Genomic DNA, 24,643 nt, shown 5'->3' on the forward strand with positions numbered 1-24,643 from the left:
CGCATCGAGGACCTTTGCCATGACCGACAGCACGAACGCGCCGCTCGACGATGCGGACTATCTCGACGCGGCGCGCACGATCCGCATGCCGATGCCAGGGCGCAAGCGCGAACGCTCGGCCAGCGCCGAAGCGGAACCCACGCCGCAGCGCAAGCCGCAAGGCCCCGAGCCCGCGCTCACGCCGCTCGATACCTTGATCGCCGGGCGCAACCCGCTGCTGCGGGCGGCCAATCCGTTGCTGGAACTCGCGCTGCCGTTGCGCCGTCTGCCGAGCCACCCGGATCTCGACACGCTGCGCGCCCAACTGATCCAGATGGTGCGCCGCTTCGAGGCCGACGGCCGCGCCTTCGGCGTGCCCGACACGCAGCTCGGTCCGGCGCGCTATTGCCTGTGCACCTTCATCGACGAGGCCATTGCGGCGACGCCGTGGGGCGCGGGGGTCTGGGGCCGCAGGAGCCTCCTGGTGACGTTTCACAACGAGGCCTCCGGCGGCGAGCGGCTTTTCGTCATGTTGCAGCGGCTCGCACAAACACCCGCTGCGGATATCGACCTGCTCGAACTGATCTACGTGATCCTCGCGCTTGGCTTCGACGGGCGCTACCGGCTCATCGAAGGCGGTAAGCGGCAGCTCGACGAGATTCGCGAACGCCTCGAACAGATGATCCGCGCGCAACGCGGCCCGGTCGAGCGCGCGCTGTCGCCGCACTGGCAGCCCGCGGAGCCCGCGCGCGAACGGACGCTGGGTTTCGTGCCGCTGTGGGTCGCGCTGGCGCTCGCGGGCCTCGTGTTGATGGCGACGAGCCTCGTGCTCGGGCTGCGCATCAACGCGTTCTCCGACCCGGTGTTCGAGGCGATGCGCGGCATTCGCGTGGCGCCCGCGCCCGTGCTCGCGGCCAAGACGCAGGCGGCGCCGAAGTTCGCGTCGGCGCTCGATGGCTTTCTCGCGCCCGAGATAGCGCAAGGGCTGGTCACGGTCGGCGAATCGGGTGACCGCACGACCGTGACCATCAACAACAGCGCCGAAGGCACGCAGATCTTCGCGTCCGGCAGCGCCGAACTCGATCCGCGTTTCGTGCCGCTCGTGCAGCGCATCGGCGAGGCGTTGACGGACAAGCCTGGCAATGTCGTCGTGATCGGGCATACGGACGACCAGCGCATCGTGTCGGCGCGCTTTCCCTCCAACGTCGCGCTTTCGCAGGCGCGCGCGGATACGGTGCGTGCGATCCTCGCGGCGCATCTTGCGGACCCTGCGCGCGTGAGCGCGGAGGGCCGCGGCGATACCGAGCCGGTCGCATCGAACGAAACCGCGGCGGGCCGCGCGCGCAACCGCCGCGTGACCATCGCCATTCTTGCGCCGGGAGCCGCGCCATGATGTGGATCCAGGGGTTCAAAAAGCCCGCTGTCGTGACGTTTGCGGGCGTACTGGCGCTTTGCGCGCTGGTCTGGTTCGAAGGGCCGCTCGTGGCGTTCAACGGTACGGCGCCGCTCGAGAGCAGCGCCCGGCGCTGGACCGTGATCGCGCTCATCCTCGCGTGCTGGGCGCTCTATTGGGGCGTCCGGTTTGCCAAGGCGCGCATCGCCAGTTCGACGTTCGTGCAGAGCCTCGTGGCCGATGCGCTCGATCCCGCGAAGCACGCACCTGACCCCGCGCGCAAGGCCGCCGACGCCGACGTCGCGGCACTGCGCACGCGCTTCGAAGCGGCGCTGAAGACACTGCGCGAGTCGCGCGCGTCTGCCGGCGGCGCGCGCGGCATGCGGCGCATGTTCGCGTGGCTCGCCCCGCGCCGGAAAACGCTCTACTACTTGCCGTGGTATCTCTTCGTCGGCGCGCCGGGCGCGGGCAAGACGACCGCGCTTGCGCACTCGGGGCTGCACTTCCCGCTCGCGGACCGGCTTGGCGCGCAGGCGGTGGGTGGCGTGGGCGGCACGCGCAACTGCGACTGGTGGTTCACGGACCACGCGGTGCTGCTCGACACGGCGGGCCGTTTCACCACGCAGGACAGCCACGAGCAGGCCGATCGCGGCGCATGGCTCGGGTTTCTCGGGCTGCTGCGCAAGTACCGGCCGCGCCGGCCGCTCGACGGCGTGATGGCCGTGGTTTCGGCCGCCGATCTGCTGCAACAGTCCGACGCCGGGCGCGCCACCTATGCCGCCGCGATCCGCGAGCGCCTTGCCGAACTGAACCAGCAACTCGGTGTGCACCTGCCGGTGTACGTCGTCGTGACGAAAACCGACATGCTCGCAGGCTTCTCCGAGTATTTCGACGACTTCGGGCGCGACGAGCGCGAGCAGGTGTGGGGCATGACGTTCCCGCTCGCGTCTGAGAACGAGGAGAGCGAAGGCAGTGCGCCGCTCGCGCGCTTCTCCGAAGAGTTCGGCTTGTTGCACGCACAACTACAAGGCCGCGTCCTGCAACGCATGCAGCAGGAAACCGACGCGCGGCGGCGTGCGCTGATCTATGCGTTCCCGCAGCAGTTCGCGGGCATCGAGCGTGCGTTGCGGCGGTTTCTCGAAGAGGCATTCGGCGAATCGCGTTTCGCGCGCGCGCCGTCGCTGCGCGGCGTGTACTTCACGAGCGGCACGCAGAGCGGACGTCCGCTCGACCGCATGATGAGCGCGATGGCGGCATCGCTGGGTTTGAGCCGCGAGGTCGTGATGGCGGACGCCTCGAGCGGGCGCGCGTATTTCGTCAAGCGGCTGCTGCGCGACGTGATTTTCGCCGAGCAGGGCATCGCGGGCAGCGATCCGCGCGCGCTGCGGCGGCGCGCGCGCTTTCAGCAGGCAGCGATCGCGGGCATCGCCGTGTTGCTGGCGGCGGGACTGATCGCCCTGTTCGCGAGCGACCGCGCGAATCGCCGCTTCGTCGATGCAAGCCGTCAGCAGATTGCCGCGCTCGCCGAGCTTGCGAAGAAGACCAGCGCGGGTGACAGTCCGCTTGCGGTCCTGCCGCTGCTCGACGCGGCGCGCGATTTGCCCGGCGGCGAAGCGGAGCGCGCTTCGCGTGACGCGCCGTGGTGGGCGGGTCTCGGCCTCGATCAGCGTCAGAAACTCGGCCAGGAGGCGCAGCGTGTGTACCAGCGCCTGTTGCGGCAGACCTTGCTGCCGATCGTCGTGCAACGCATGGAAGACCAGCTTCGCCGCGGCAGCGCGGAAGATCCCGCCACGCTCTATGAGGCCCTACGCGCGTACCTGATGCTGGGCGACCCGACGCATTTCGACCCGGACGCGCTGCAGGTCTGGGCGCTGCGTACCTGGCGAACGGGTTCGATGAAAGACGCGAGCGACGCACAGCGCGCGGACATCGAGCAGCATTTGCAGGCGTTGTTCCGGCGTGGCGAGTTCGATTCGAACTTGCCGCTCGATCAGAACCTGATCGCACAGGCGCGCGCCGTGCTCAACCGGGTGCCGCTCGCGCAGCGGCTGGACGGCCGTATCGATCAGCAACTCGCACAACTGCGCCTGCCGGAATTCACCGTGGCGAAGGCGGCGGGGCCGAGCGGGCAGATCGTGTTCGTGAGAAGGAGTGGCGCGCCGCTCACGCAGGGCATAGAGGGCGCCTACACGCGTGCGGGCTTCGACGCGTTCGTGCGTTTGCGCGAAGACGCGCTCGCCAATCTGTCGAAGGACGACTGGGTGCTCGGCGCGGGCCAGACGCATACGGATGCGCAGAGCACCGAGGCATTGCGCGCGGCGCTCACGCGGCTCTACAGCGAGGAGGCGATCCGCCAGTGGGACGCATTGCTTGCCGATATCGCCGTCGTGCCGTTCAGTGCGCCGGATCAGGGCGCGCGCATCGCGAACCTGCTCGGCTCGGCGAATTCGCCGTTGCGCGCGCTGATTCAGGCCGTTGCGCGCGAAACGACCTTCACGCCGCCGGTCGCCGCGCCCGGCAAGCTCGATGCGCTCAAGAACCGCATCGGTGCGGATGCAGAGCAGCCCGCCGCGCCGACGCCCGTCGATACGCATTTCCAGACGCTGCACGATCTGGCTGGCGCGGCACTGGACGAATACATCAACGCGCTCAAGGACGCCGCTGCGACCCTGCAGGCGGAAGACACGGCGCGCAAGCAGTCGCTGCCGCCGCCCGCCACGGGCCCGCTCGACCACCTGAAGCTGCTCTCGCAGAACGCGCCCGCGCCGCTCGCGGCGGTGCTGCAAGGCGTAGCGGGCAACGCCGATACCGTGCAGATCCAGGGCCAGCGTGCGCAGTTGCAGACACTGTGGGCCACGACCGTCGCGCCCGCGTGCAGGCAGGCGCTCGACGGCCGCTATCCACTCGTGAGGGCGTCGGCGCGCGACGCCGCGCCCGACGACTTCGCGCGCGTGCTGGCGCCTGGCGGCCTGATCGACGCGTTCTTCCAGAAGAATCTGCAGAATCGGGTGGATACGTCCGGCACGGTATGGAAGTGGCGGCCTGAAGCGAAAGCCCTCGGCATTCCTGACGATGTGCCGGTGGCGTTCCAGCGTGCGGCGACGCTGCGGGACGCCTTGTTCCGCGACGGCGGCCACGACGTGTCCGTGCGGTTCTCGGCGAAGGTGGTCACGCTCGATCCTTCGGTGAAGCGCTTCGTGCTCGATATCGACGGCACCCAACTGAGCGCGACGAGCGATGCGCCCAACGCCACCGCCGCGTTCCAGTGGCCGAGCGGGAAGGGCACGGGGCAGGCGCATGTCGAACTCGACCCCGCGGCTGTGCCGCCGCCTCGCGCGGAAGGACCCTGGGCGCTGTTCCATCTGCTCGACGCCGCGCGCATCGAGCAGGCCGGTCAGGCCGATCATTTCAACGCCACGTTCGACGGCGGCAAGGTGACGCTCGCGCTCGTGGCCGGCAGCGTGAACAATCCGTTGCGCGCGGGCGTGCTCAATGGCTTTCGTTGCCCGGCGTCGCTATGAACGCAGATGATCGAATCGATGCCGGTTTTTACGGCAAGGTCCGCACGCATGGCGATTTCGTCGGAGGCGGCCTTTCCGCGGCTTTCGTCGGCCGTTGGGACACGTGGCTGCAACGCGGCTTGCTCGCCGCGCGCGAGCGCCATGCCGGAGGCTGGCTCGAGCGTTATCTGGAGATGCCCGTGTGGCGCTTTTCGGCTCCGCCCTCCATTATCGACGACTGCGCCTGCACCGGCGTGCTCATGCCGGGCATCGACGCCGTGGGGCGCTATTTTCCATTCGTGATCGCGCGGCAGATCGAAAGCGCCGCGCGCGCCGTCGATTCGCGCTGGCACGACGAGGCATGCACGCTGGCCCTGTCCACGCTGGCGCCTTCGTTTTCGCTTGAGGCGTTCGAGTCGAACCTGGCTGCGCTGCGCGAGCAGCCAGTCGCGTTGGCATCGTGCGAAGGCGCCAGCGTATGGTGGACCCACGCGGATAGCGTGACGCATCGGCACGAGGGGCCGCTCGATGCGCGCGTGTTCCTGGATCTGCTCGAAGCGCACGACAGCGTGGACTAATCGCCGTCGATGCCCCATTCGCGGCGCAGCGCTTCGCGGTGCGACTCCGGCACGGCGTCGAGCAGTTGCGCGTGGAAGGTGCGCAGATCGGTGGCCTGGGTTGCGGCACGGCGCGCCACGATACGGGCGATGGGGCCCAGCAGCGTCGAGAGGCGCGAGGCGGCTTCGCTCACGCTTTCGGCGCTGATGGTCTGCGCGCCGATCGTGCGCGGCGCGCCCGCGCCCACCGGAATCAACAGCGAATCGAAGTCGCGCCGCGCATCGTCGGTGGGCAAGTGAGCGCTGAGGCGTTCGCGCAGCATATCGATGTTCGTCGCGCCTGCGCACGCACGCCGTACCAGCAGCGACGCCACGGGCCCGACATGGCTCGCGAGGCGCTTCTCCAGGTGCGCGATGAGTTCGGGGTCGAGTGGGGTCTGCGTTGGCGGCGCGGGGATCGGCGATTCGAAGGCCGCATGCGCGAGCACGGTTCGTTCGGCATCCTCATGGACCTCGACTGCGAGCGCCGCAAGCAGTGCATCGCGCCATTCGCGCGCGCCGGCGTAGCGCATTGGGGGGCGCTTCTCCATGCCTTTCATCACCAGTGCGTCGACATATGCAGGCAAGCCGGGCACGACTGCGGAAGGGGGCGGCGGCATCTCGTCGAGAATCTTGCGCATCACAGCGCCCGGCGTTCCCGTGAACGGGCACACGCCGGTGAGCATTTCGTAGAGCACGACGGCGGCGCTAAAGAGATCGGAGCGTGCATCGACGGCGTCGCCGGTGAACTGCTCCGGCGACATATAGCTCGGCGTGCCGAGCAGCGTGCCGGTTTGCGTGAGCGTGGACGTGTCGAGCTGCGCGATGCCGAAGTCCGCGACCTTGCATTCGCCGCGCGGCGAGATCAGCAGATTGGCGGGCTTGATGTCGCGGTGAACGATGCCTGAGCCGTGCGCGTAGTCGAGTGCATCGAGCAGTTGCGCGAACCAGCGCAGGGCGGCCCGCGGATTCATCTGCGTGCCCGCGCGCGCGTGCTGCGCGAGATGCGCAGCGAGGGTGTCGCCGCGCACGTATTCCATCGTGATGAAGGCGGTGTCGCCCGTTTCGCCATAGTCGTACACCGCCACGATGTGCGGATGGGCGAGACGTCCTGCGGCCCGCGCCTCGTTCAGAAAGCGCGCGGTGAGTTCATGGTCCGTTTCGCCGCCTGCGGGCCGCTCGATGGTTTTGAGCGCCACCTTGCGCTCGATGCGCGGGTCGAACGCCAGATACACCACGCCCATTGCGCCGCGCCCGAGCACGCGCTCGATCACGTAGCGGTCGAATGTCGTGGGGATGTCGGCGGAGTGGGACATCGCTTACGTCTGCTCTTCGTCGAGAATGCGGAACGCTTCGATGAGGCTGGTCTGCATGCGTCCGAAGGACACCGCGAGCGAGGCGATTTCGTCCGAGCCGCCCGTTGGCAGCGTGGTTGCGTCGAGCTTGCCGAGGCTCATTTCGTCGGCGGCGCGCGACAGCGCACGAATGGGGCGCGTGATCAGCACGTGCATCATCACGTTCATGACGATCAGCACGACCGCGAACACGGCGCTGAGCGAAAGCATGAACGTGCGCCACACGGCCCGTCCGCGCGCAAGGGGCTGCGCCATCGGCACGGACACGAACTCCGCGCCGATCACCTCGTTCATGGTCCAGCCGAAGCCGTTCGAGGTGCCGTACTTCTCGATCACCGTCGCGGGCGCGGCGTTCGGCGTGCTGTGGCACTGCATGCAGGCGGTGTCGGTAATGCTGCTGGGCCGCGCGAGGAAGAACGAGCGGCCGCCCGGCGCATCGCGCTGGCCGGTCAGTTCCTTGAGTTCCGGATGATCGTGCAGATGGCGGATGACGTCGGTCTCCCAGTCGGTCGGGCGGTCGCGCGGATTGGTCGGGTTGAGCATCGTGGCGTTGTACGAGAAGTTCGGGAAGTCCTTCCCCAGCAGTTTGAGCATCTCGATGGCCGAAAACGCGGGGATCGATTCGGGCACGAAGCTGTACTTGATCTGCGTGGCGAGCAGCGGCGTGACGTGCGCCGCGGTGTAGCTCTGCATCGACGATGCAGCGCTCGCGAGGATGTTGGCGTCGTGCGCGGTTTCTTCGAGCGCCTGCTTTTGCAGCAGACGGTCGGAGACCACGCCGATCACCACCAGCGCGATCGCGAAGATGATCAGGAATACCAGGTTGAATTTGACGCTGAGCGAGAGTCCGGGCTTCATGGCGGTGAAGGATCGAGCCTTATGGATAGCGCACTTTGCGAACGCCCGGGCGCTCTGGCGGATAGAGCAGGGCGCGCCAGTCGGGCAGGGTGTTCAGATGTGCCTGAACATCGTGGCGAAATGCACGATCGGTCAGACGCGAGCGAAAGCGTGCGGGAAAGGTCTTGCGCGCGGGCAGCTTGCTGTCCAGCCACGGCGCGATGTCGTCGTAAGTCGCGGCGTGCGAGGGCGGCGCACTGCGTGCGGGCTTTGCGACGGCGAGCGGCTGCAAGGCGTCGCGAAACGCGACCGGCATGGTCGTGACGAAGGCGTCGGTGGGGCGCGCCGACAATTGCACATGCCCGAGGTTGCCGATGCTCGCGAACCGGCCGTTGGGTATCGACGTGGGCGGCTTGGCCGCGAAGGTCTGCGTACCGCTTTCGCTGAATACGTCGACCGTTTGCGTGTCTTCGGGCGCTGCGATGATCGCCGCCGCGCCCGATCCAACGTCGAGCGCTCCGGGTTCCGTGTCCACGCGCACCGGGGCACAGGGCGCGGTGGCGCACGCGGCAGCGGCGATCTTCAGCCAGCCGCTGAGCAAGGCGACATGGGCGTCGGCCATGAGCATCGCGCGAGTTCGCGGACCGAGCGCGACGAGCGTGCCGTGCTCGTCCTGCAGATGCGCCACGCCATTGCGCGATTCGAGCAGGTCGCCGTCGCGCAAGATGTCGCCCGCCGCTGCCGAAGTCACGTTCGTGCCGCGCACGACGCTGACGGGTGCATCGCTGCTCGCGATCCGCCAGGCGGCGTGCGCGGGCGACGCAAGCGCCGCCGCGATGACGATGCCCGCTGCCCAGAGGTGCAATCGATGAATCATGCCGAGCCATTGGTCGAGGGTTCCTCAACACAACAGCCCGGCGGCGAAATTATTCCGCGCCGACCTTGGCGCTTACCCGTTATGCGGCGGTACGGCTTCCTGCGCCTCGCTGAATAGCGCGGCCGTATCGAGGTTGGAGATGCGCTTGCCGAGCGCGGCGAGATCGACATCGCCCGCCTGGCCGATGAGCGCGTAGGTCAGCTCGTTCTGCCGCCACGTGGTGACGCCCATCGAGTCGACGGTGCGCGAGGCGACCGCTTTGTCCGGGCGCGGGTCCTTCATCACGCACAACGCGATGGGTGGCCCGTTGCGCGGCAGATAAACGATCTGCACGAGCGGCTTGTCGTGAAAGCGCAGGCGCTGCACCGACTTGAAAGTGAGCCCGGCGCTGCTCAGATCGGGCACGCGCAGCGCGAGACGGTCGTCGCGGCGGATGTCCTCGACGACCCTGGCGGCGAGCGCCGGATCGTCCTGACGGTAGGCGACGGTCTCCCGCGTATAGAGCTTCTGGTAGCCAACCGCCGCCTTCACCCACGGCGACAGCTCCGATGCGCTCGCGAGTTGCGAGGCGCCGGAGCCTTGACCGGCAGGCCCGAACAGCGCGTCGAAGCGCACGAACTGGCCGGCCAGGAACGCGCCCGCCACGCATGCCGCTGCGAGCCAGACCGGCACGCGGCGCAGGCGCGATCTCACGGGCGCGGAAGTCTGTTGTTCCGCGGCTGGTATCGCCGCGTCGTTCGCGCTCGAAGACGGTTGCGCAGGCTGCCCGGTTTGTGCGCGCACCATTTCCTCGATGCCAAGGCGCAGCGATTCGGGCACGGGCGGCAGCGTTTGCTGGGCGAAGGCACCGGCGAAATCGACCTGCGAGGTGCGCAGCAGCGTGACCTTCTTGCGCGCCTCGGCGGACTCGCGCAACTGCGCTTCGATCGCGGCGCGCTCGTCCGGCGACAGGCGGCCGTCCACATAGGCGAGTAACTGTGCGTCGTCGGCAATCATGCGAGTGAGTCCTTGTGCTGCGGGGCGGGCGGCGCCTTGGGCTCTGCACCGCTGAACATGGCGCCGACCGATTGCCGCGCTCGCGAGAGCCGGCTCATCACGGTGCCAATGGGTACCTTGAGCACGTCGGCGGCCTGCTGGTACGTCATGCCTTCGACCGCGACGAGCAGCATCACCACACGCTGGGCTTCGGGCAGGCGCTCGACCGCCTCGATGATCTGGCTGTGCATGAGTTGCGTTTCGGGGCCTTTATCAACGGGATCGGGGAGGTTTTCGAGGAAATCGTCGTCCCATTCGAAGCTCGCGCGCTTGCGCACGCTGCGGGCTCGCAACTCGTTGATCCATGTGGAATGCACGATGGAGTACATCCAGCTCAGCGGAGCCGTGTCGGGCTGAAGCTGATGCGCGCGTTCAAGCCCGCGCAGGCAGGCGCGCTGTACGAGGTCTTCGGCATCGTGGTGGTCCCCGGACAGGCGCAGCGCAAACGCCCACAGCCGCGGAATCATGGCGGGAAGCATGCCCGGTAAGTCTGTACCGCTCATCGAAGGGTTTTCTCCACGATCCCCGTTCAATCCGGACCGGCGCGCGCTTCGCGGTCGTGTGCGACCGTCTGTTGGGAGCGGGCGGCTCGGGCCATTTGGGTGAACTTGAAACGAAACACCCGGCCGGTGGGCTTTATTCCATGCTTTCGTTTGGGTTGCGCCCGCGCTGCCTTCAGCGGGCTTTCACACCGGCGTGCGCTTCTTCGCTCGTGCGCCGGTCGAACGACACCGCGTAAGCGGCCGCGCGCGCGGCGAGCAGCGGGTCGTCAGAGGGCGCAATGCCCACCGGCAGGACCGTCGGGTCGAAATTGATGTCGCGGCAGGGACCGTCGATCTGCGACTGCGCATGCTCGATGACGATGGTACCCGCATCGACGCGATGCTGCTCGCGTTCGACGGGCCACGCGCGGGTGGCGTCGTCCACCGGATCGTCGGCACCCGCGGGCGTCAGCATGAGGTGCCAGCGCACCGGAGCCGATTGCAATTGCACTTTCAGGTCGCGCGCGAGGAAGTCGGGGTCTCTCGCGTTCGAATTCCGGGTGTCCAGCGGCGCGTAAGGCGTATCGGGCACGACACTCCAGCGCACGAATCGCATGTTGCCGCTTGCATTGGTGAAGCGAAACGCGTCGATGCTGTAGTAGCTCGCGTTATAGAACGCGGAAGCCGGCGGATGCGCGGCGAGCCAGGCGCGCAGCGCGTCGGTTTCGGGGTGGCTCGCAAAGAACGCGTCGAGTCTCGCGGGGTCGGGGCGGCCCGTGCGCTTGTCGTGCTGCATTGCCTCTTGCAGTTCGTAAACCGCTTGTGGCGTGCGCACCGCGAAGACGGGCGCGGAATTCATGCCGGTGCGCCATTGCTCGCCGTCGCGCAGTGTGAAAAGCAGCGCAAAGCTGCGCACGGTCGTATCCGCGTCGTCTTCGGCGGGATTGCCGCCGGGCGCGGAGAAGCGGCCAATCAACGGCGTGCGGCCGCGCTCGAATACGCTCGCGCGAGAAAGCGCCGTGCCGTTGCCGTTGCTGTCGAAATAGCCGCTCACGCAGATGCCTTTTGCATGGTTGCGGCGAAATCCGGGATGCTTGCCGGCGCTGCGTTCGAAGGCGTCGATGAGCCGGTCGGGCGTGAGCGCGGCCTGGGCGCCGGGCCAGTGTATCCAGCCCGCGGCCCATGCGAACGCCGCGGCAAAGGCCGCGAGCGTGATCGCGATGAATGCGTATCGGACAAGAAGTTGCGAAAGCGAAATGCGGGACATAAATCAGCGCGGGGGCCTCATACAGCCGCTGATGCATGGAAAGGCCCTCTATGAATCTCGTGCGGTGCCGTCGTGCGGCGACGCCGCTATGGTAATCCGCTTGCCGCTATTCAGTGTGCACTGAACGACGAAGCTATACCTGCGTATGGGGTCGTCATTCAGAAGCGTCTATCCGTTTATGCGAGGGAAGAATAGCGACTCGCCGCGCTTCTCCTTAAGCTTCAGTCATTCGAAATGAGTGGGCGCAATACGCAGGACGTTCCGGTTTCGGGCGACGGGACACGCGTGACAGACACGCTCACCCAGAAAATGGGAGTTAGCCGTGGTGAGATTGGATTCGTGGAGGTCGACATATGCGGGAGGCGCACTCGATGGCGGCGGCCCTGGCGAAAACATGCGCCTCGTGCAGCCCGCTGGTGCCGATGACGCCAACGATCCAACACACGCGCCGGACGACGACGCAGCCGCCACTGCGCGGGACTGCGCGCGCAATCCGTGGGCGCACGTGGTCTCTGGCCTGCTAGCCCCGCCGGCTTCGAGGACCAGCGTTGCGCGCTGCGCGCCCGCGGTGCGCACGCGCAGCGATCTGCGGGCCGCGGATCACAACACCTACGCAAGTTGCACGGTCAAGATAGAAGAGCGACTGGCCAATTCGTCGTTCACGCTCTCGTGGAGCGACCCGACGCGCTGCAGCTACCGCGAGCAGGTCTGGAAACGCGCAATCGCCAGAAAGTCGGGCATCTGTGTCCTGTCCGGGGAGCACATCAAGCGAGGCGACGCGGTTTTCCGGCCGCTCGCGCGCCGCTACAAGGTCCCGTTGAATTCGGGGGCGATGATCCTCGCCGCGTCGCTGGAGGCGTGGGGCGCTCGCCTGGCCGACTCCGAATAGCCAGAATAGCCAGGCATGGCGCCGCAAAGGCACTAAATTCCGGCACACAAAACTCATTATCTGGGATTTCCTGGTCCTATTCAGTTTCTCCCGCCAAACGATCGGGCTGCATCAATGCGGCCGGACTCCCCAATACCAAAGTACTAGAGCCTCGCAAGCACGCGCGATGTAAGCTTCAGGAGCGTGGCGTTGCAAGGCTTGCGCCATCTATCGGTCGCCGGCCTGCGGCTGGCGCTTCAACGGGTGAGTCAGGCATTGGCGTCCCAGTGGTACTGGGAGGTGTCCGTGATGGTTCGATTCGCACACCGTAACACTGCAGAACACGCAACAAGCTGATCTGGCGCCTCGCTTCGCCGCAGTGGCATTTCGACGATCCCACCTACGATCGCACGGCGGCTTCCTTCGAGAACTTCGATCATGTCGCGGTGGCGATTCACAACTATCGCTGGCGGCTGGGTCTCGCGCAAGGCGAGTCGAAGTACGACGACATCGAAAGGAAGCTGGCGCTGTCGCCCACGATTGCGGTGCCCACCATCACGATGGAGGGCGACGCGAACGGCGCGCCGCATCCGCAGCCGGCGGCTTACGCCGGGAAGTTCACGGGCAAATATCAGCATCGGGACATCAGCGGCGGCATTGGCCACATTCCGCCGCAAGAAGCGCCCAAGGCGTTTGCCGATGCCATGCTGCAAGTCCAGCATCTGTAGCGACGCTTCCGGCGCTTAAGGCATTGGTGAGCGCTCGACGTATCGTTGGGAGGTAAGGCTTGTCGATTCGCAATCCGACACAAAGGATATCAACCTGAGCCCCGAATATCTCGAAGCGATCCGGGGCAAATTCAACGGATGACTCATGGTCATGGCCAAGACTCATAGATCCGCTCTCGCTGCGGTGCTGGCGGTTTCCTTGTTTGCATGCGTTTGCGCGCAGGCACAGGCACAGACACAGACACAGACGGTAAAGCCTGTGAAGCTTTCGAAAGCCGATCTGGACGGCGCCGTCTTCAACCGCAAGGACGCACAAAAGTCGGTTGAAAACGGCACGCAGATGACCGACGTGGTCGGCTTTACGTCGCCGGACAAGGCTTATCAAACCGGCGTGTTCAAGTCAGGCCCGTCGCACGAGGTCATCAAGGGACCGCAGGGGCTCGCCTACACCGAGTTTCTGTATTTTCTTTCTGGCGGCGTGAAGCTCACCTCGTCGGACGGCTCGGTGCTGAACGTCGGGACAGGCGAAGCCGTGACGCTTCCCAAAGGATGGACGGGCCAATTCGACACGCAGGGCTATACGAAGCTGTACGTGACGTATAGCCCCGACGATGCGAAGCAATAAGGCCGCGCGCGCCGCAATGGCGATCGACGGAATTTTCATGGAGCGGGCAGGACGAAGCTGACCCGGCTCCACCCGACGTCAACGCGTGTACACGCGCAAGGTCGTCACGCCGCGCAGATTGTTGCGCCGATGCCAGACCAGCCCGTCCAGATTCACAGGGCGGATTGCCGGGAAACGGGCAAGCAGGGACCGCATCGCGACATCCAGTTCGAGCGCGGCGAGCCGTGCGCCCAGGCAATAGTGAATGCCTGCGCCGAACGCGACCGAAGGCGTGCTCGCGCCGCGCGCGAAGTCTAGCGTGTCGGGCGCGGGGAATGCGGCAGGATCGCGGTTGGCCGAGCCGATCAGCATGAACACCACGGAGCCGCGCGCGAGGGAGGCTTCCGCAAGCGAGATGTCTTCGAGCGCTGTGCGGACCAGCATCTGCACCGCGCCGTCGTAACGCATGCACTCCGCGATCGCCCGCGGCAACAGCTTCGGGTCCTGCTTCAACGCCTCCATCTGCTGAGGATGGCGAAAGAGCGCGATCATCATGTTGCCGATCATGTTCGACGTCGTTTCGTGGCCGGCAATGAACAGCAGCACGGCATTCGATACGACTTCTTCGTCGGTGAGCCGCGCACCCTCGTTTTCCACGCTGAGCATGGCGGAAATCAGATCGTCGCCGGGCTGTGCGCGGCGCTGTTCGATTACACCGTGAAAGTAACGCTCGAGCGTGAGCGCGGCCTCGTCGGCCGCGCGCAAGCCGTTTTCGTCGAGCGGCGCGAGATCGAATGCCGCCACGAGCCGGCTTGCCGCGTCGCCTAGCGCGGTCGCGTCCGCCGCGGGGACATCGAGCAGCCGGCAGATGATCTGCACCGGCAAGGGGAGCGCGTAGTCGCTGACCAGATCGAACTCGGCGCGCGAGCCCACGCGTTCGAGCAGTTCATGCGTGGCAGCCTCGACGATCGCAGTGAGCTTTTCGATGCCGCGCGCGTTGAACGTCTTCATCAACAGCGCGCGCAACCGCGTGTGCGCAGGCGGATTCATCATCAGCAAGGTACGGCTCAGCGACTGGAACACCGGCTGCGTGGTCGCCGCCTCGCCGTAGCGCGCCGCCACGCTTTGCAGATAGGTCTTGCCCATGCGCGGGTCGCGCAGCAAGGCGTCGATGATCTCGAAGCGCCCGGTTACGAATGCTCTGGGCCCAACCGGCAAAATCGGCCCTGCTGCGCGAATCTTTTCGTACAGGGGATAGGGATTGGCGTAGAAGGCGGGCGAGGAGAAGTCGGAGAATTGCATGGGTGTGGGAGACGATTAGACGTGAGCGGCGGGTTTCTCTTCCAGCACTTTGACGAGGGTGTGGAGCGTGCGGTTGGCAGGTGTCGCGATACCGGCGATCATACCGCGCCGCACGATCGCGCCGTTGAGAAAGTCGATTTCGCTGTGCTTGCCGCGCGCGAGATCCTGGGCGGTGGACGAATACTGACGACCGGGAGTCGTGGCTTCGATCTGCTCGACCATGCGCACGGCATCGTGCTCGAAATGCACGCCTTCGGCGGCAGCGACGGCAAGGCATTCGGCGACCACTTCGCGCATGGTTTCGCGCAGCGCTTCGCGATGCGCCATGGCGCCGGGCGGCAACTGGACGATGGCGGAGACCGCGTTATAGGCGCAGTTGAGAATGAGCTTTTGCCAAAGCGTCTCCTGCACACGGTACTCGATTCGGGGCCGGGGATCGTTCCCGCCCGTCTGGAAGCGGTTTTCGCCGCTTGGTCTCGCGCGCCCGAGACGGCGGCATCGGCGTCGGGCTCGGGGCTTGGTCTCACCATTGCTCGACGCGTCACGCTCGCGATGCGCGGCGAGCTCGAACTCGAAAGCCGGCGCACAGGCGGTCTGGAGGCGCGCCTCACGCTGCCGTTGGCCGCAACGTGAAGCTGGCATGTTGAATCGTCGGACCATCGGCGCTGTGTTACGCATGACTACGTAGACGCCAGCGTCACGGTGACGATGGTCGTTCCGCACAGACGCTCGGCGAGATCGACATGAGCGGGGCGCCCGCTCCACCAGCGCCTTGCTCGCGCGCGGTGACCGAGCACGATGAGGTCGGGGTTGACCGTTTGCGCGTGGCGCGCCACGACATCGGCGATTCGCCCGTATTTGACGCAGCCGTTCGCGGCAATGCCAATCTTGGCCAGCTGCGCGACGGCATCGCTCAGCGTATTGCGGGCGATTTCCTCGAGGTGGCTATAGGCAACGTCGGTCAGCAGACCGCCGCAACTCGCATTCACCGCTTCGGTATCGACGACGGCGACCACATCGACAGGCGCGGACAAGGCAAGCGAAAGCTGCGAGCAGCGGTGCAGTGCGGCCTGGGCCTCGCTCGTGCCGTCATACACGAGCAGCATGCGGGAAAAGGAAGACATGATGTGCCGATAACGTAACGGAGCCGCTGGCGGCGCCTGACTGAACATGAAGGTTGGCCAGTGCATTCGCCCCGGAGGGCGAGCTGCCTGGCCGCCCAATCAGAACAGTCCGTTATCGGTGTTTATTCCAGGTGGCGGGCTGGTTTGGTTTACGCCGCGGTGTTCTCGTCGGAGAGGATATATTCCGACATAATTCGGGGTCCGGAGTAACGGACACTGCGTGCAGTCATTCAACCCGCGGCGTTGCCGCGCGGCGCCACCTGACCCACGGTTTCGTCCGTCTGGCCTTTGGCAATCTGTTTGCCGATTGCCAGCAGCTGATCGTCGTCGAGCGACGCAATCAACGCGTAGCTGAGCCTGGCGCGCCGCCACGTCAAAACGTTCATGCTTTCGACATGCTCATGCGTCATGCTCGCGTCCGGTTTTTCGTCCTTCATGACGCACAGGGCCACGGGCAAACCCGTTTTGGGCAGATACACGATCTGCACGAGCGGCCTGTTGTGAAAGCGCAGCCGTTGAATGCGCGTGAAGGTGAGCCCCGCCGGGCGCAGGTCGGGCACGCGTATCGGCACGCCGTCGTCGCTGTGAATCTGCGCGATCACCTGCGAGGCCACTTCCGGTGTGAGCGCGTCGAATGCTACGGTGTCGCGCGTGTAAAGCTGTTGATAGTTCACCGCCGCCGCGACCCACGGCGAGACGCTCGCGGCGGCGGCGTGCAACGCGCTGGCGCTTGCGCCGCGGTCGTTACGCGCCCAGTCCGTCGCGAAGCGCAGCACCAGCGCGCAGCTTAGCGCGCCCGCGGCGAAAGTCATGGCGAGACCCGGCAGCGATAGACTGAGCGGAAAGCGAAAGCGAAAGCGCAAGCGCGAGAAAAGCCGCGAAAACCTCGCAGGCTCAGCGGTGCTGCGTCGAGCGCTGCCCGAAGCTTCCGGCACGTCGGCATACGCGCGGCAGAGCTGCGCGATCGTGAGCGTGAGCCGCTCGGGAACGGGTGGTAGCTTCTGGTGCGCAAATGCGTGCTGATACCGCAGCGCCGAGGCCGCGATTAGCGCAACGCGCTCCGCGATCTCGGGCGACGCGCTGATCGTCTTCTCCACGTCCTCGCGCTCATGCGGCGCGAGTTCGCCGTCGACATAAGCCATGAGCAGGATGTCATCCATAGTCATGCCCCACTTTGCTCGCTGTTCGCCGCGTCTTTCGCACGTTTTTCTTTATTCCGTTCGTTGAACAGGGCGCCGATTGCCTGGCGTGCCCGCGAAAGCCGGCTCATGATCGTGCCGATCGGCACGTCCAGCACCTCGGCGGCTTCGCTATAGCTTAACCCTTCCACCGCGACGAGCAGCATGACAATGCGCTGTGCCTCGGGTAATTGCTGAACGGCGCGGATGACTTGCCCGTTCATGAACTGTTCTTCCGGTGTCCTTGCAGTGGGATCGGGAACGATTTCCAGGAAACCGTCGTCCCATTCCAGGCCCGAACGGCTGCGCACGTTGCGGGCCCGCAGTTCGTTGAGCGGCGTGGACTGAACAATGGAGAACATCCAGCTCAGTGGCGCCGTTGCGGGTTCGAGTTGATGCGCACGTTCGAGCGAGCGCACACACGGCCAATTCGGCGACAGTCATCGTCTCGGTAGATTTCATTTTTCGACGATAGGGTAAAGCGGCGAAACCGTCGCCTTGAGCAGAACACCCGGCGGGCGAACAAAATTCCGTACGCACCAAATATTGCCAGTGATTGCCAGTGTCTTTATCTTCAAGACGAGCCGGGCGCAAGGCAGGCAGGAAGCAAAGCGAATTGAAACCAGAGAAGGTATCTGTCATATGTCTGGCCAATGACTATTGAAAATCTTTGTATCAATGCCGGACGCCAGACAAATTGCGACACTAATCGTCGGGCTGAATTTCGAATGCACTGTGGAATGCGCGGCGCTCTACAGGTGTTCTGGGTGAGAAAGCGATTGCGTTCAACGTTTCCCTCTCTTCTGAAGAACACGGAATTCAGATGCGAAATCAGCAAACGGATAGCGAAAACAACCTGAAGCAGGCGACCGCTCTGGTGCGGGCACTCGGCGGTATGGAGCGTCTGTTCTGGCTGCTCGACCGCAATCGCGCGATTCATTTCGCACTGGTCGCGTAAATCGACTGCGTGTTCGAGCCCAGCGCCTGGCAAGCGGCTTGCTTGCGCTCCAGCAGCGGCATCCCTTGCTCGCCACGCGTATCGTCGCCGATGGTGAGGCGGCTCCTGTCTTTTATCGTGATCCCGACGCACGGATTGCGCTGCGCGTGGTCGAAAATGCGCGGGCAGCGTGGTAAGCCGAGGCCGCGGGGGAACTGAACACGCCGTTCGACTGGTCGACTGCACCGCTTGTGCGCGCAACCTTGTTGCAGGGCGAAAGTGGCTCGGCCATCATTCTCGCCGCCCATCATTCGGTGCTGGACGGCATGGACGGTGATGCGCACGCGGCGCTGTGGGCGTCGGTCACCGACACGGGCCCAGGTATTGCCGCGAAGGTCGTGCACCATCTGTTCGACTCGCTCGCAACCACTTAAGAAGCGGGCATGGGGATGGGGCTGTCGATCTGCAAGTCGATTGTCGAGGCGCACGGCGGACAGATCGAAGCGGCTTCGCTGGAGGGGAAGGGGCGTGCTTGCGGTTTTCGCTGCCGCAAGGCAGGGGTAGGCGCGATTAGACGCTGTGCTGATCGCAGGCGGATGGTCTGCCTGGATGCTGGAGCGGGAGACGAGTCTCGAACTCGCGACCTCAACCTTGGCAAGGTTGCGCTCTACCAACTGAGCTACTCCCGCATGTCTGGCTCCCCGACCTGGGCTCGAACCAGGGACCTACGGATTAACAGTCCGGCGCTCTACCGACTGAGCTATCGGGGAATCAAGGAGGCCGGATTGTACAGGAGATTTTTTGGTCTTGCAGCTTTTTCCTGATGAATCTCGATGAGGCGTATTGGGGATGATTTAGTTGAGAATTTAACGGTTTACGGTGTATTACATACGGTTAATTGGCTTCCTGTCATTACGTGGCTCCAGCGCGCAAGGCAAGTCTGGATCTACCCATGGGGCCACGCCTTGTCTATCGTAGGCGGCATCTCAACCCGAACGTAAAGGAAGCAAAACGATGTCCCTCGCCGATGCCGTCAACGAACCCGCCGCCGACACCAGCGCGGCACCTTCGCAACGCACGCGCGTGCGCCGGGTCGCGCAGCGCGCGCACTACGACGCACAGACGCTGCACGCGATTCTTGACGAAGCCTATGTCTGCCACGTCGCCTTCGCCGACGAGCACGGCGTGCATTGCATTCCCACCGCATGCTGGCGCGAGGGCGATCATCTCTACATTCACGGTTCGAACGGCAGCCGCATGCTGCGCCTCGCGGCCGATGGCGCCCAGGTTTGCGTGACCGTTACACATCTTGATGGCCTCGTGCTCGCGCGCTCGGCGTTCAATCATTCGATGAACTATCGTTCCGCCGTGATCTACGGCGTGTTCGAGGTGGTGACAGAGGAGCACAAGGCGGCCGTGCTCGATGCCTTCATGGAGCACATCGCGCCGGGCCGCAGGCATGAAGTGCGTGCGGGCAATCGCAAGGAGCTGGCGGCGACCACGGTCATGCGCATTGCGCTCGCGGAATCGGTGACGAAGATCCGCACGGGCGGCCCGAAGGACGACGAGGAGGACATGGATCGGCCCGTCTGGGCAGGCGTGTTGCCTTTGACGCTCGCACCGTTGCCGCCCGTGGTCGACACTGTCGCGCCGGAGCGCGAGGCCCCGGCTTACGTGAAGGCCTGGTCAAACCGGCACGACGGCTGACCACGGATTGCCGCGTTCACCGCGCCGACGTGAGGGCACGCAGCTTCGCGCGCAGCGGGTCGATGGCGAACTCGCGCGCTCTGCGCAATACGCGCCGAAGCTGCTCCGCGGCAAGGGGAAACTCAACGAGCCTGCCGCGCCAGGTGAGTATGACGAAATGCGACTCGTACCAGCTTTTATGATTTGACCAACGCTCCTTGTAGCTCGAGAAGTATGGGCGGAAGTCGAAATCACGGCCGTTCGCGAGCGCCCATCGCGCCATGCTGTCGACCAGCAGGTTGCCGACGGAGCGAGCGGCATAGGCCTCGTCATACGTCGTGATGAAATACTCCAGTCTGCGCGGCCCGGTCAGGTTCACGGATGCCGCAATGGGAGCGCCGTCCAGTTTGACGAACGAGACCAGTGGAGTCGTAACGAGATCGGTCCGCCCGGCGAGTTCGATGAAGAAGTCGCGTACTTCGTCATTCATCAGATAAGGCGCGTCGAGGCCACGAGAGAGCACCCAGTGGCGCTTCGTCGCAAAGAGCCACGTGAGCACCGCTCGGGCGTCGTCGACGTCCTTGCACCAGCCGTATTCAACCGCGCCGTCCTCCGAAAGCCGCCTTGCGAGGCGTCGCAATGGGCGCCGCAGCGAGTCGGGCCTCGTGGCGATGAAGGCGTCGAAGGTGGGGAACCGGGACAGCTCCATGGCGTACCCGGACAGCAGGCGCCAGCGCTCCGGAAGCGCGCGCAAGACCCACGACAGGGGCGCACGCGAGAGCGCCTCGTGAAGCGGGCCACTGCATTCGACAAACCGGATCTCCAGCACGTCGGCGTCGACGCTGCGCAATGCATCGACGGCGGCATCATAGAAGCGCCTGTCGCCTCGATCGGATACGAGCGGGCCGCCATATTCCTCGTTGCTTCCGCAGCCGAGCGCGCGCGCGACCCGGCATGCGCCTTCGCGCGCAATGCACAGCGGCCAGAGCGCGACGAGCGCGGCGCCGTCGTAGACAAGCGCGACACTGACTACCGCGCCACGGGCGAATGCCTTGGCCGCCGCAAGTTCGCAGTAGGTGAATTCGAGCGTGGCTGGGCACGCAGTGCAGACGGCTTCCCAGGAAGGGCGCAGTTTCAGGAAGTCCGCGTGGGTGCTGCATACGCGGATCTCATGGCGAATACTACCCGTGTTCGCGCGGGTGGCGACGTCGGGAAGGAAAGCAGTCTCGGTCGGTGAGTTTCGCATCATGTTGTCCCGGTAGTCCGATTCGGCGGAGCGTCAATCTCACATTTTCCTTATCGATATGGACTCCGAATAAGATACGTATGAACATCGGAGGCGTATCCCTATGATCCATCGAAATAACTCGCGCAGCGCGCGAAAGTATTCCGATTGCTTGAAATTGGCGGCGGACGACTAATGCGTGGTGCAAGCGTGGTAGGAGGAATGCGGACTTGCGGTAAAACGCACCGCACCATCGTATGGATGCGTTTTGCCTTCGGCATGAGTTGCCGCTCGATTAGTCGGTTGAATGATCAACTATGTGGAGATTCGACCGACGACGAATACGGCTATTGCCGAGCCCGCAAACCTGGTTTGCGAGTGGACGCGTGCGGTGCTGATCAGGCGACGGCGGACCAGAGCATGCTGGCGATTGCGACGAAGTAGAACACTGCCGTGATGATCGCCGCCACGCGTAGTGGCCGGCCGACTGCCGAACTGCTGGTGATAATGACCAGGCTTATCGCGATGCCGATCAGGGCGAGCACGAAGAGTCGCGGCAGCAGACTCCAGCCATCCAGCCCAACCTTGAAGATCGACCAGCCGAGGGCGGCGGCGAACATGCCGAAATACCACCACAGTCCCGCTGAGCGGTTCCATAGCATGAGGATGCCGGCGCCGATCAGTGCAACGCCGGCAACGAAGTAATAAGGCGCGTGGCCCATCCAGGGTATCCACCCGCCCAGCACTGCGAAAGCTGCGCCGACGAGGATGATCCATTCTGCGGTCTCGGCAGGAGACGTCCAGCGGCGGTAAGACATAAAAGTCCCCCTAATGCAGACAAACCGGGCTTCGCAGCGAGCCATGCTGACGTCTGAAACTGACTCATCGACTCATCGATGAATAAGCTCAAAGCAAAGTCCCACGTTGATCCTAAGCAGCCCATGTGCCCAGGTCAAGGGTGATAACCCCTTGAAGTTGTAAGAACTTACGAACCTGTTCGCATTCAATTTCTCGCGCGAAAGAAATGCACGTCGATGGCATCGACGATAGTCGACATTACCGGCTCGATGCGATTTTCCCGGCAAGAGTTGCAGCGCGAGGCTGCATGCAAAGAAGCATGCGTCAACATTACTTGCGGCTCGTGGGGAGCGGGAGTGGGTCACTGTAACGCTGTATCCCGGCGCTTATAACGCGGCGTAATCCACGGTTACAGCATGCCGTTGGTCCATATCGCCAGCAGCGCTTTCGATCTGAAAAATTGTTGGTTCGTTCGCACCCGTCATGCAGATAGGCTGCGTACTTCGCCAGCGCGTAGTTCGGTGTCAGCGCAACGGCAACGAGAAGAGAAGGAAAACCGATAATGAAAAGCAGCATCTGGGGCGCAGTGCCAGGCGCACTGTTGACGGCACTTCTGGTCGTGGCATCGACGTCCGCGCATGCGGATCGTCTGGACGACATTAAACGGGCGGGCGTGTTGCGCGTTGCTGCGTTCGACAGCAATCCGCCGTTCGGTTTCGTCGATCCGAACGACAATCAGATCGTTGGGCTCGACGTGGACTATGCGCGCGCCGTCGCCAAAAGCCTGGGTGTGAAACTCGAAGTTCAGCCCACCAATCCCGCCAATCGCATCGCCTTTCTGAAGTCGGGCAAGGTCGATCTGGTATTCGCCAACTTTACGATGACCGACGATCGCAGGAAGGAAGTGGATTTCAGCACACCGTACTTCGCGTCCGGCACCCAGTTCATTGCGAAGAAGGGTGTGTTGAAGTCTTCGGAACAGCTCAATGGTCTGCGTATCGGCGCGGATAAAGGGACGACCAACGAACAGCAGGTGCGTGCGAAATTCCCGGGCGCAACCATCGTCGCTTACGATGACACGCCTTTCGCTTTCGCTGCGCTGCGTACGGGCAACGTGCAGGCCATCACGCAGGACGGCCCGAAGCTCGTCGCGCTGCTTGCACGCGCGCCGGACAAGGCGGGCTACGAGATTTCCCCGTTCACGATCTCGAACGACTACGAAGGCGTTGGCGTGCCCAAAGGCGAGACGCGGCTGCTCGATGCGGTGAACAGCACGCTGACGCACCTGGAAAGCGACGGCGAAGCCGCGCAGATTTACGACAAGTGGTTCGGCCCGAAGAGTGCGGCGCCGCTGCCCCGTCTGTTCAAGATCGGCGACCCGCAAAAGAACAGTTGAGCGCGGCGCCCGATTCATGCATAACTGGCTTGAACCGAAGTATCTCGCGTGGCTCGAACAAGGTTTCTTCGTCACGCTGATGCTCTCTGCCTGGGCGGCGTCGTGTGCGACGCCGCTGGGCTTTCTGCTGGCAGTTGCGCGCACGGCACGCACTGGCGCGATTGCGCGCGCTGCGGCGCTCTACGTGTTCGTCTTCCGCAATTCTCCGCTGCTCGTTCAATTGCTGTTCTGGTACTTCGGCGTCGCGGCCGTGTTGCCGTCCGGCTGGATGACCTGGCTTAACACGCCGCACCTGGCGACGTTTGGACCGCTCACGCTGCGCTGGCCGAGTTTCGAACTGTTCGCCGGCTGGGTCGGATTGACGTGCTACACCACGGCGTTCATCGGCGAAGAGTTTCTGGCCGGCATGCGCGGCGTGAACCACGCACAGTGGCAGGCGGCCGCCGCGCTTGGCATGCGCCGCTACGCGACCCTGCGCTATGTGATCCTGCCGCAGGCGTTGCGCATCGCGACGCCGCCACTCGCTGGCCAATACATGAACGTGATCAAAAACTCGTCGCTGACGATGGCGATAGGCGTCGGCGAACTATCGTACATGTCGCGGCAGGTCGATACCGAAAGCTTCAGGACCTTCCAGGCATTCGGCACCGCGACCGTATTCTATGTGCTGGCCATCGCGGTCATCGAGGTCGCGCTCGTGCTCTGGCAACGCGCCGGCCAGCACGGTTTGCAGCGAGGCCGAGCGTGAACGGGTTCGCGTGGTTACCGGCTTTGCGTTATTTGCTGATCGGCGCGTTTCCGGCGGGACCGCTGGGAGGCGTTGCGCTGACGATCGCGCTTTCGGTGGTGTCGGCGCTGCTCGCGGCGCTGATCGGATTCGCGCTTGGCGTTGCGCTCGCAATGACGCGCGGAGTCGTCCGTCTCGCGCTGACCGCGGCGGTCGCGTTCTTTCGCGCGATACCCGTGCTGATGCTGATTTTCTGGACCTTCTTCCTGATGCCGATCCTGCTGCACGTCGACGTTCCTGGTCTTGCAACGGTCGTGTGTGCACTGGCGCTGATCGGCGGCGCGTATCTGTCGCATTCGGTCTATGCGGGCATCACGTCGATCGCCGCAGGGCAGCGGCAGGCAGCGCTTTCGCTTGGCTTGACGCGCTGGCAGGCATTACGTGAAGTCATCCTGCCGCAAGCCGTGCGGGTGATGATGCCGTCGTTCGTCAATCAATGGGTGGCGTTGATCAAGGATACGTCGCTCGCCTATATCGTCGGCGTGCCGGAATTCACGTTCCTCGCCAATCAGCTCAATAACCGTCTGCTGGTGTACCCGGCGCAAATCTTTCTGTTCGTCGGGCTCGTTTATCTGCTGCTGTGCGGTGCGTTGCAATGGGGCGCCAATGCGCTGCTCGCGCGCCGTGAGCCACGCTTTTAACCGATGCGCACAAATGTTGTTCCCGTGCGGTTCTTTATCTCGAGTGCT

At 64.6% G+C, this 24,643-nt stretch carries 23 protein-coding genes, 2 tRNA genes and 3 pseudogenes; 13 read left to right on the top strand and 15 right to left on the bottom strand.

Going from position 1 to position 24,643, the window contains the following annotated elements:
- The first annotated feature begins 19 nt into the window (after positions 1-19).
- From tssL to tagF, 3 genes are read left to right on the top strand one after another with little or no spacing between them, the layout of a single operon-like run.
- Positions 20-1,372: a type VI secretion system protein TssL, long form gene (gene tssL, locus A3CW_RS0134470; RefSeq protein ID WP_028207613.1), complete on the top strand. Its 1,353-nt coding sequence runs from the start codon at positions 20-22 to the stop codon at positions 1,370-1,372.
- The gene (tssM, locus tag A3CW_RS0134475) at positions 1,369-4,893 is read left to right on the top strand and encodes a type VI secretion system membrane subunit TssM (protein WP_028207614.1); all 3,525 of its coding nucleotides are present in this window, start codon (positions 1,369-1,371) and stop codon (positions 4,891-4,893) included. The genes tssL and tssM overlap by 4 nt, the downstream gene beginning before the upstream one ends.
- The gene (gene tagF / locus A3CW_RS48520; RefSeq protein ID WP_051481909.1) at positions 4,890-5,450 is read left to right on the top strand and encodes a type VI secretion system-associated protein TagF; all 561 of its coding nucleotides are present in this window, start codon (positions 4,890-4,892) and stop codon (positions 5,448-5,450) included. The genes tssM and tagF overlap by 4 nt, the downstream gene beginning before the upstream one ends.
- On the opposite strand, the gene A3CW_RS0134485 is transcribed toward tagF, so the two are convergent.
- The 6 genes from A3CW_RS0134485 to A3CW_RS0134510 all read right to left on the bottom strand — a co-directional run bounded on the left by A3CW_RS0134485 (position 5,447) and on the right by A3CW_RS0134510 (position 11,321).
- On the bottom strand, positions 5,447-6,784 hold the full coding sequence (locus A3CW_RS0134485; protein ID WP_028207615.1) for a serine/threonine-protein kinase: 1,338 nt from the start codon (positions 6,782-6,784) through the stop codon (positions 5,447-5,449). The two genes, tagF and A3CW_RS0134485, sit on opposite strands and share 4 nt — an antisense overlap.
- 3 nt (positions 6,785-6,787) lie before the next feature.
- Positions 6,788-7,681 (bottom strand): c-type heme family protein, encoded by an 894-nt coding sequence (locus tag A3CW_RS0134490; RefSeq protein ID WP_028207616.1) that lies wholly within the window; start codon positions 7,679-7,681, stop codon positions 6,788-6,790.
- A 19-nt stretch (positions 7,682-7,700) separates the two neighbouring features.
- Positions 7,701-8,537: a hypothetical protein gene (locus A3CW_RS48525; protein ID WP_051481910.1), complete on the bottom strand. Its 837-nt coding sequence runs from the start codon at positions 8,535-8,537 to the stop codon at positions 7,701-7,703.
- Positions 8,538-8,609: 72 nt separating this feature from the next.
- Positions 8,610-9,533, bottom strand: coding sequence for an anti-sigma factor family protein (locus A3CW_RS0134500; protein ID WP_028207617.1), 924 nt, complete (start codon positions 9,531-9,533; stop codon positions 8,610-8,612).
- Positions 9,530-10,075, bottom strand: coding sequence for an RNA polymerase sigma factor (locus tag A3CW_RS0134505; protein ID WP_028207618.1), 546 nt, complete (start codon positions 10,073-10,075; stop codon positions 9,530-9,532). Before A3CW_RS0134505 ends, A3CW_RS0134500 begins: the two co-directional genes overlap by 4 nt.
- Positions 10,076-10,247: 172 nt before the next feature.
- Positions 10,248-11,321 carry a catalase family peroxidase gene (locus tag A3CW_RS0134510; RefSeq protein ID WP_028207619.1) on the bottom strand — a complete coding sequence of 358 codons (1,074 nt, stop codon included), beginning with the start codon at positions 11,319-11,321 and terminating at the stop codon, positions 10,248-10,250.
- Between the two features lie 394 nt (positions 11,322-11,715).
- Between A3CW_RS0134510 and A3CW_RS50415 the strand changes: the two genes are divergently transcribed.
- From A3CW_RS50415 to A3CW_RS0134525, 3 genes and pseudogenes are all read left to right on the top strand, one after another.
- Complete coding sequence (locus A3CW_RS50415) at positions 11,716-12,210, top strand: DUF3331 domain-containing protein (RefSeq protein ID WP_051481911.1); 495 nt, start codon at positions 11,716-11,718, stop codon at positions 12,208-12,210.
- Positions 12,211-12,536: 326 nt separating this feature from the next.
- Positions 12,537-12,917, top strand: a pseudogene (locus A3CW_RS48535) (alpha/beta hydrolase); the annotation flags it as partial.
- Positions 12,918-13,176: 259 nt separating this feature from the next.
- Complete coding sequence (locus tag A3CW_RS0134525; RefSeq protein ID WP_245623829.1) at positions 13,177-13,542, top strand: cupin domain-containing protein; 366 nt, start codon at positions 13,177-13,179, stop codon at positions 13,540-13,542.
- Positions 13,543-13,620: 78 nt separating this feature from the next.
- Here A3CW_RS0134525 and A3CW_RS0134530 read toward each other — a convergent pair whose 3' ends face one another.
- Together A3CW_RS0134530 and A3CW_RS48540 are read right to left on the bottom strand one after the other, a co-directional pair.
- Complete coding sequence (locus tag A3CW_RS0134530; protein ID WP_028207622.1) at positions 13,621-14,823, bottom strand: cytochrome P450; 1,203 nt, start codon at positions 14,821-14,823, stop codon at positions 13,621-13,623.
- Positions 14,824-14,838: 15 nt separating this feature from the next.
- Positions 14,839-15,234, bottom strand: a complete 396-nt coding sequence (locus A3CW_RS48540) for a ketopantoate reductase family protein (protein ID WP_051481912.1) — start codon at positions 15,232-15,234, stop codon at positions 14,839-14,841.
- Between A3CW_RS48540 and A3CW_RS54040 the strand changes: the two are divergent.
- Positions 15,232-15,456, top strand: a pseudogene (locus A3CW_RS54040) (ATP-binding protein); the annotation flags it as partial. The gene A3CW_RS48540 and the pseudogene A3CW_RS54040 overlap by 3 nt on opposite strands.
- A gap of 47 nt (positions 15,457-15,503) precedes the next feature.
- On the opposite strand, the gene A3CW_RS0134540 reads toward A3CW_RS54040, so the two are convergent.
- The 3 genes and pseudogenes from A3CW_RS0134540 to A3CW_RS48545 form a co-directional block, all read right to left on the bottom strand.
- The gene (locus A3CW_RS0134540) at positions 15,504-15,947 is read right to left on the bottom strand and encodes a universal stress protein (RefSeq protein ID WP_245623830.1); all 444 of its coding nucleotides are present in this window, start codon (positions 15,945-15,947) and stop codon (positions 15,504-15,506) included.
- Between the two features lie 230 nt (positions 15,948-16,177).
- On the bottom strand, positions 16,178-17,113 hold the full coding sequence (locus A3CW_RS0134545) for an anti-sigma factor family protein (RefSeq protein WP_028207624.1): 936 nt from the start codon (positions 17,111-17,113) through the stop codon (positions 16,178-16,180).
- Positions 17,110-17,547: pseudogene (locus tag A3CW_RS48545) on the bottom strand (RNA polymerase sigma factor); the annotation flags it as partial. The gene A3CW_RS0134545 and the pseudogene A3CW_RS48545, both read right to left, overlap by 4 nt.
- 401 nt (positions 17,548-17,948) lie before the next feature.
- On the opposite strand from A3CW_RS48545, the gene A3CW_RS54345 reads away from it, so the two are divergent.
- Both A3CW_RS54345 and A3CW_RS0134565 read left to right on the top strand, forming a co-directional pair.
- Complete coding sequence (locus tag A3CW_RS54345; RefSeq protein WP_281175162.1) at positions 17,949-18,083, top strand: hypothetical protein; 135 nt, start codon at positions 17,949-17,951, stop codon at positions 18,081-18,083.
- Positions 18,084-18,313: 230 nt separating this feature from the next.
- A complete protein-coding gene (locus tag A3CW_RS0134565) occupies positions 18,314-18,496 on the top strand; it encodes an ATP-binding protein (protein ID WP_028207625.1) in 183 nt (60 codons plus the stop codon).
- 179 nt (positions 18,497-18,675) lie between these two features.
- Here A3CW_RS0134565 and A3CW_RS0134570 read toward each other — a convergent pair.
- Together A3CW_RS0134570 and A3CW_RS0134575 are read right to left on the bottom strand one after the other, a co-directional pair.
- Positions 18,676-18,751: transfer RNA gene (locus tag A3CW_RS0134570), tRNA-Gly, on the bottom strand.
- Positions 18,752-18,756: 5 nt separating this feature from the next.
- Positions 18,757-18,832 (bottom strand) — tRNA-Asn (locus A3CW_RS0134575).
- 244 nt (positions 18,833-19,076) lie between these two features.
- Between A3CW_RS0134575 and A3CW_RS48550 the strand changes: the two genes are divergently transcribed.
- Entirely contained in the window at positions 19,077-19,769 is a 693-nt protein-coding gene (locus A3CW_RS48550; RefSeq protein ID WP_051481914.1) for a pyridoxamine 5'-phosphate oxidase family protein, read from the top strand.
- 16 nt (positions 19,770-19,785) lie between these two features.
- Here the strand turns inward: A3CW_RS48550 and A3CW_RS48555 are convergent, their stop codons facing one another.
- Complete coding sequence (locus A3CW_RS48555; protein WP_051481915.1) at positions 19,786-20,997, bottom strand: GNAT family N-acetyltransferase; 1,212 nt, start codon at positions 20,995-20,997, stop codon at positions 19,786-19,788.
- A 374-nt stretch (positions 20,998-21,371) separates the two neighbouring features.
- Positions 21,372-21,791 (bottom strand): hypothetical protein, encoded by a 420-nt coding sequence (locus A3CW_RS0134590; protein WP_154678118.1) that lies wholly within the window; start codon positions 21,789-21,791, stop codon positions 21,372-21,374.
- Positions 21,792-22,333: 542 nt separating this feature from the next.
- Here A3CW_RS0134590 and A3CW_RS0134595 point away from each other — a divergent pair.
- Genes A3CW_RS0134595 through A3CW_RS48560 form a run of 3 tightly spaced genes read left to right on the top strand, consistent with a single transcriptional unit; the run spans position 22,334 to position 24,595 of the window.
- Positions 22,334-23,167, top strand: coding sequence for an ABC transporter substrate-binding protein (locus tag A3CW_RS0134595; protein ID WP_035514829.1), 834 nt, complete (start codon positions 22,334-22,336; stop codon positions 23,165-23,167).
- A 16-nt stretch (positions 23,168-23,183) separates the two neighbouring features.
- Positions 23,184-23,915, top strand: coding sequence for an amino acid ABC transporter permease (locus A3CW_RS0134600; RefSeq protein WP_028207628.1), 732 nt, complete (start codon positions 23,184-23,186; stop codon positions 23,913-23,915).
- Entirely contained in the window at positions 23,912-24,595 is a 684-nt protein-coding gene (locus A3CW_RS48560) for an amino acid ABC transporter permease (RefSeq protein WP_035514832.1), read from the top strand. Before A3CW_RS0134600 ends, A3CW_RS48560 begins: the two co-directional genes overlap by 4 nt.
- Positions 24,596-24,643 lie beyond the last annotated feature (48 nt).

The sequence above is a fragment of the Paraburkholderia nodosa DSM 21604 genome, from assembly GCF_000519185.1.
Taxonomy (GTDB): Bacteria; Pseudomonadota; Gammaproteobacteria; order Burkholderiales; family Burkholderiaceae; genus Paraburkholderia; species Paraburkholderia nodosa.

Bases quoted from the DNA above. Each gene is read 5' to 3' on its own strand.
- A3CW_RS48550 (WP_051481914.1), top strand. From the start codon at position 19,077: ATGTCCCTCGCCGATGCCGTCAACGAACCCGCCGCCGACACCAGCGCG.
- A3CW_RS0134490 (WP_028207616.1), bottom strand. From the start codon at position 7,681: ATGAAGCCCGGACTCTCGCTCAGCGTCAAATTCAACCTGGTATTCCTG.
- tssL (WP_028207613.1), top strand. From the start codon at position 20: ATGACCGACAGCACGAACGCGCCGCTCGACGATGCGGACTATCTCGAC.
- A3CW_RS0134590 (WP_154678118.1), bottom strand. From the start codon at position 21,791: ATGTCTTACCGCCGCTGGACGTCTCCTGCCGAGACCGCAGAATGGATC.
- A3CW_RS48525 (WP_051481910.1), bottom strand. From the start codon at position 8,537: ATGATTCATCGATTGCACCTCTGGGCAGCGGGCATCGTCATCGCGGCG.
- A3CW_RS0134600 (WP_028207628.1), top strand. From the start codon at position 23,184: ATGCATAACTGGCTTGAACCGAAGTATCTCGCGTGGCTCGAACAAGGT.
- A3CW_RS0134540 (WP_245623830.1), bottom strand. From the start codon at position 15,947: ATGTCTTCCTTTTCCCGCATGCTGCTCGTGTATGACGGCACGAGCGAG.
- tagF (WP_051481909.1), top strand. From the start codon at position 4,890: ATGAACGCAGATGATCGAATCGATGCCGGTTTTTACGGCAAGGTCCGC.
- A3CW_RS0134510 (WP_028207619.1), bottom strand. From the start codon at position 11,321: ATGTCCCGCATTTCGCTTTCGCAACTTCTTGTCCGATACGCATTCATC.
- A3CW_RS50415 (WP_051481911.1), top strand. From the start codon at position 11,716: ATGCGCCTCGTGCAGCCCGCTGGTGCCGATGACGCCAACGATCCAACA.
- A3CW_RS54345 (WP_281175162.1), top strand. From the start codon at position 17,949: ATGCGAAATCAGCAAACGGATAGCGAAAACAACCTGAAGCAGGCGACC.
- A3CW_RS0134505 (WP_028207618.1), bottom strand. From the start codon at position 10,075: ATGAGCGGTACAGACTTACCGGGCATGCTTCCCGCCATGATTCCGCGG.
- A3CW_RS0134485 (WP_028207615.1), bottom strand. From the start codon at position 6,784: ATGTCCCACTCCGCCGACATCCCCACGACATTCGACCGCTACGTGATC.
- A3CW_RS0134595 (WP_035514829.1), top strand. From the start codon at position 22,334: ATGAAAAGCAGCATCTGGGGCGCAGTGCCAGGCGCACTGTTGACGGCA.
- A3CW_RS0134530 (WP_028207622.1), bottom strand. From the start codon at position 14,823: ATGCAATTCTCCGACTTCTCCTCGCCCGCCTTCTACGCCAATCCCTAT.
- A3CW_RS48555 (WP_051481915.1), bottom strand. From the start codon at position 20,997: ATGATGCGAAACTCACCGACCGAGACTGCTTTCCTTCCCGACGTCGCC.
- A3CW_RS0134545 (WP_028207624.1), bottom strand. From the start codon at position 17,113: ATGACTATGGATGACATCCTGCTCATGGCTTATGTCGACGGCGAACTC.
- tssM (WP_028207614.1), top strand. From the start codon at position 1,369: ATGATGTGGATCCAGGGGTTCAAAAAGCCCGCTGTCGTGACGTTTGCG.
- A3CW_RS0134500 (WP_028207617.1), bottom strand. From the start codon at position 9,533: ATGATTGCCGACGACGCACAGTTACTCGCCTATGTGGACGGCCGCCTG.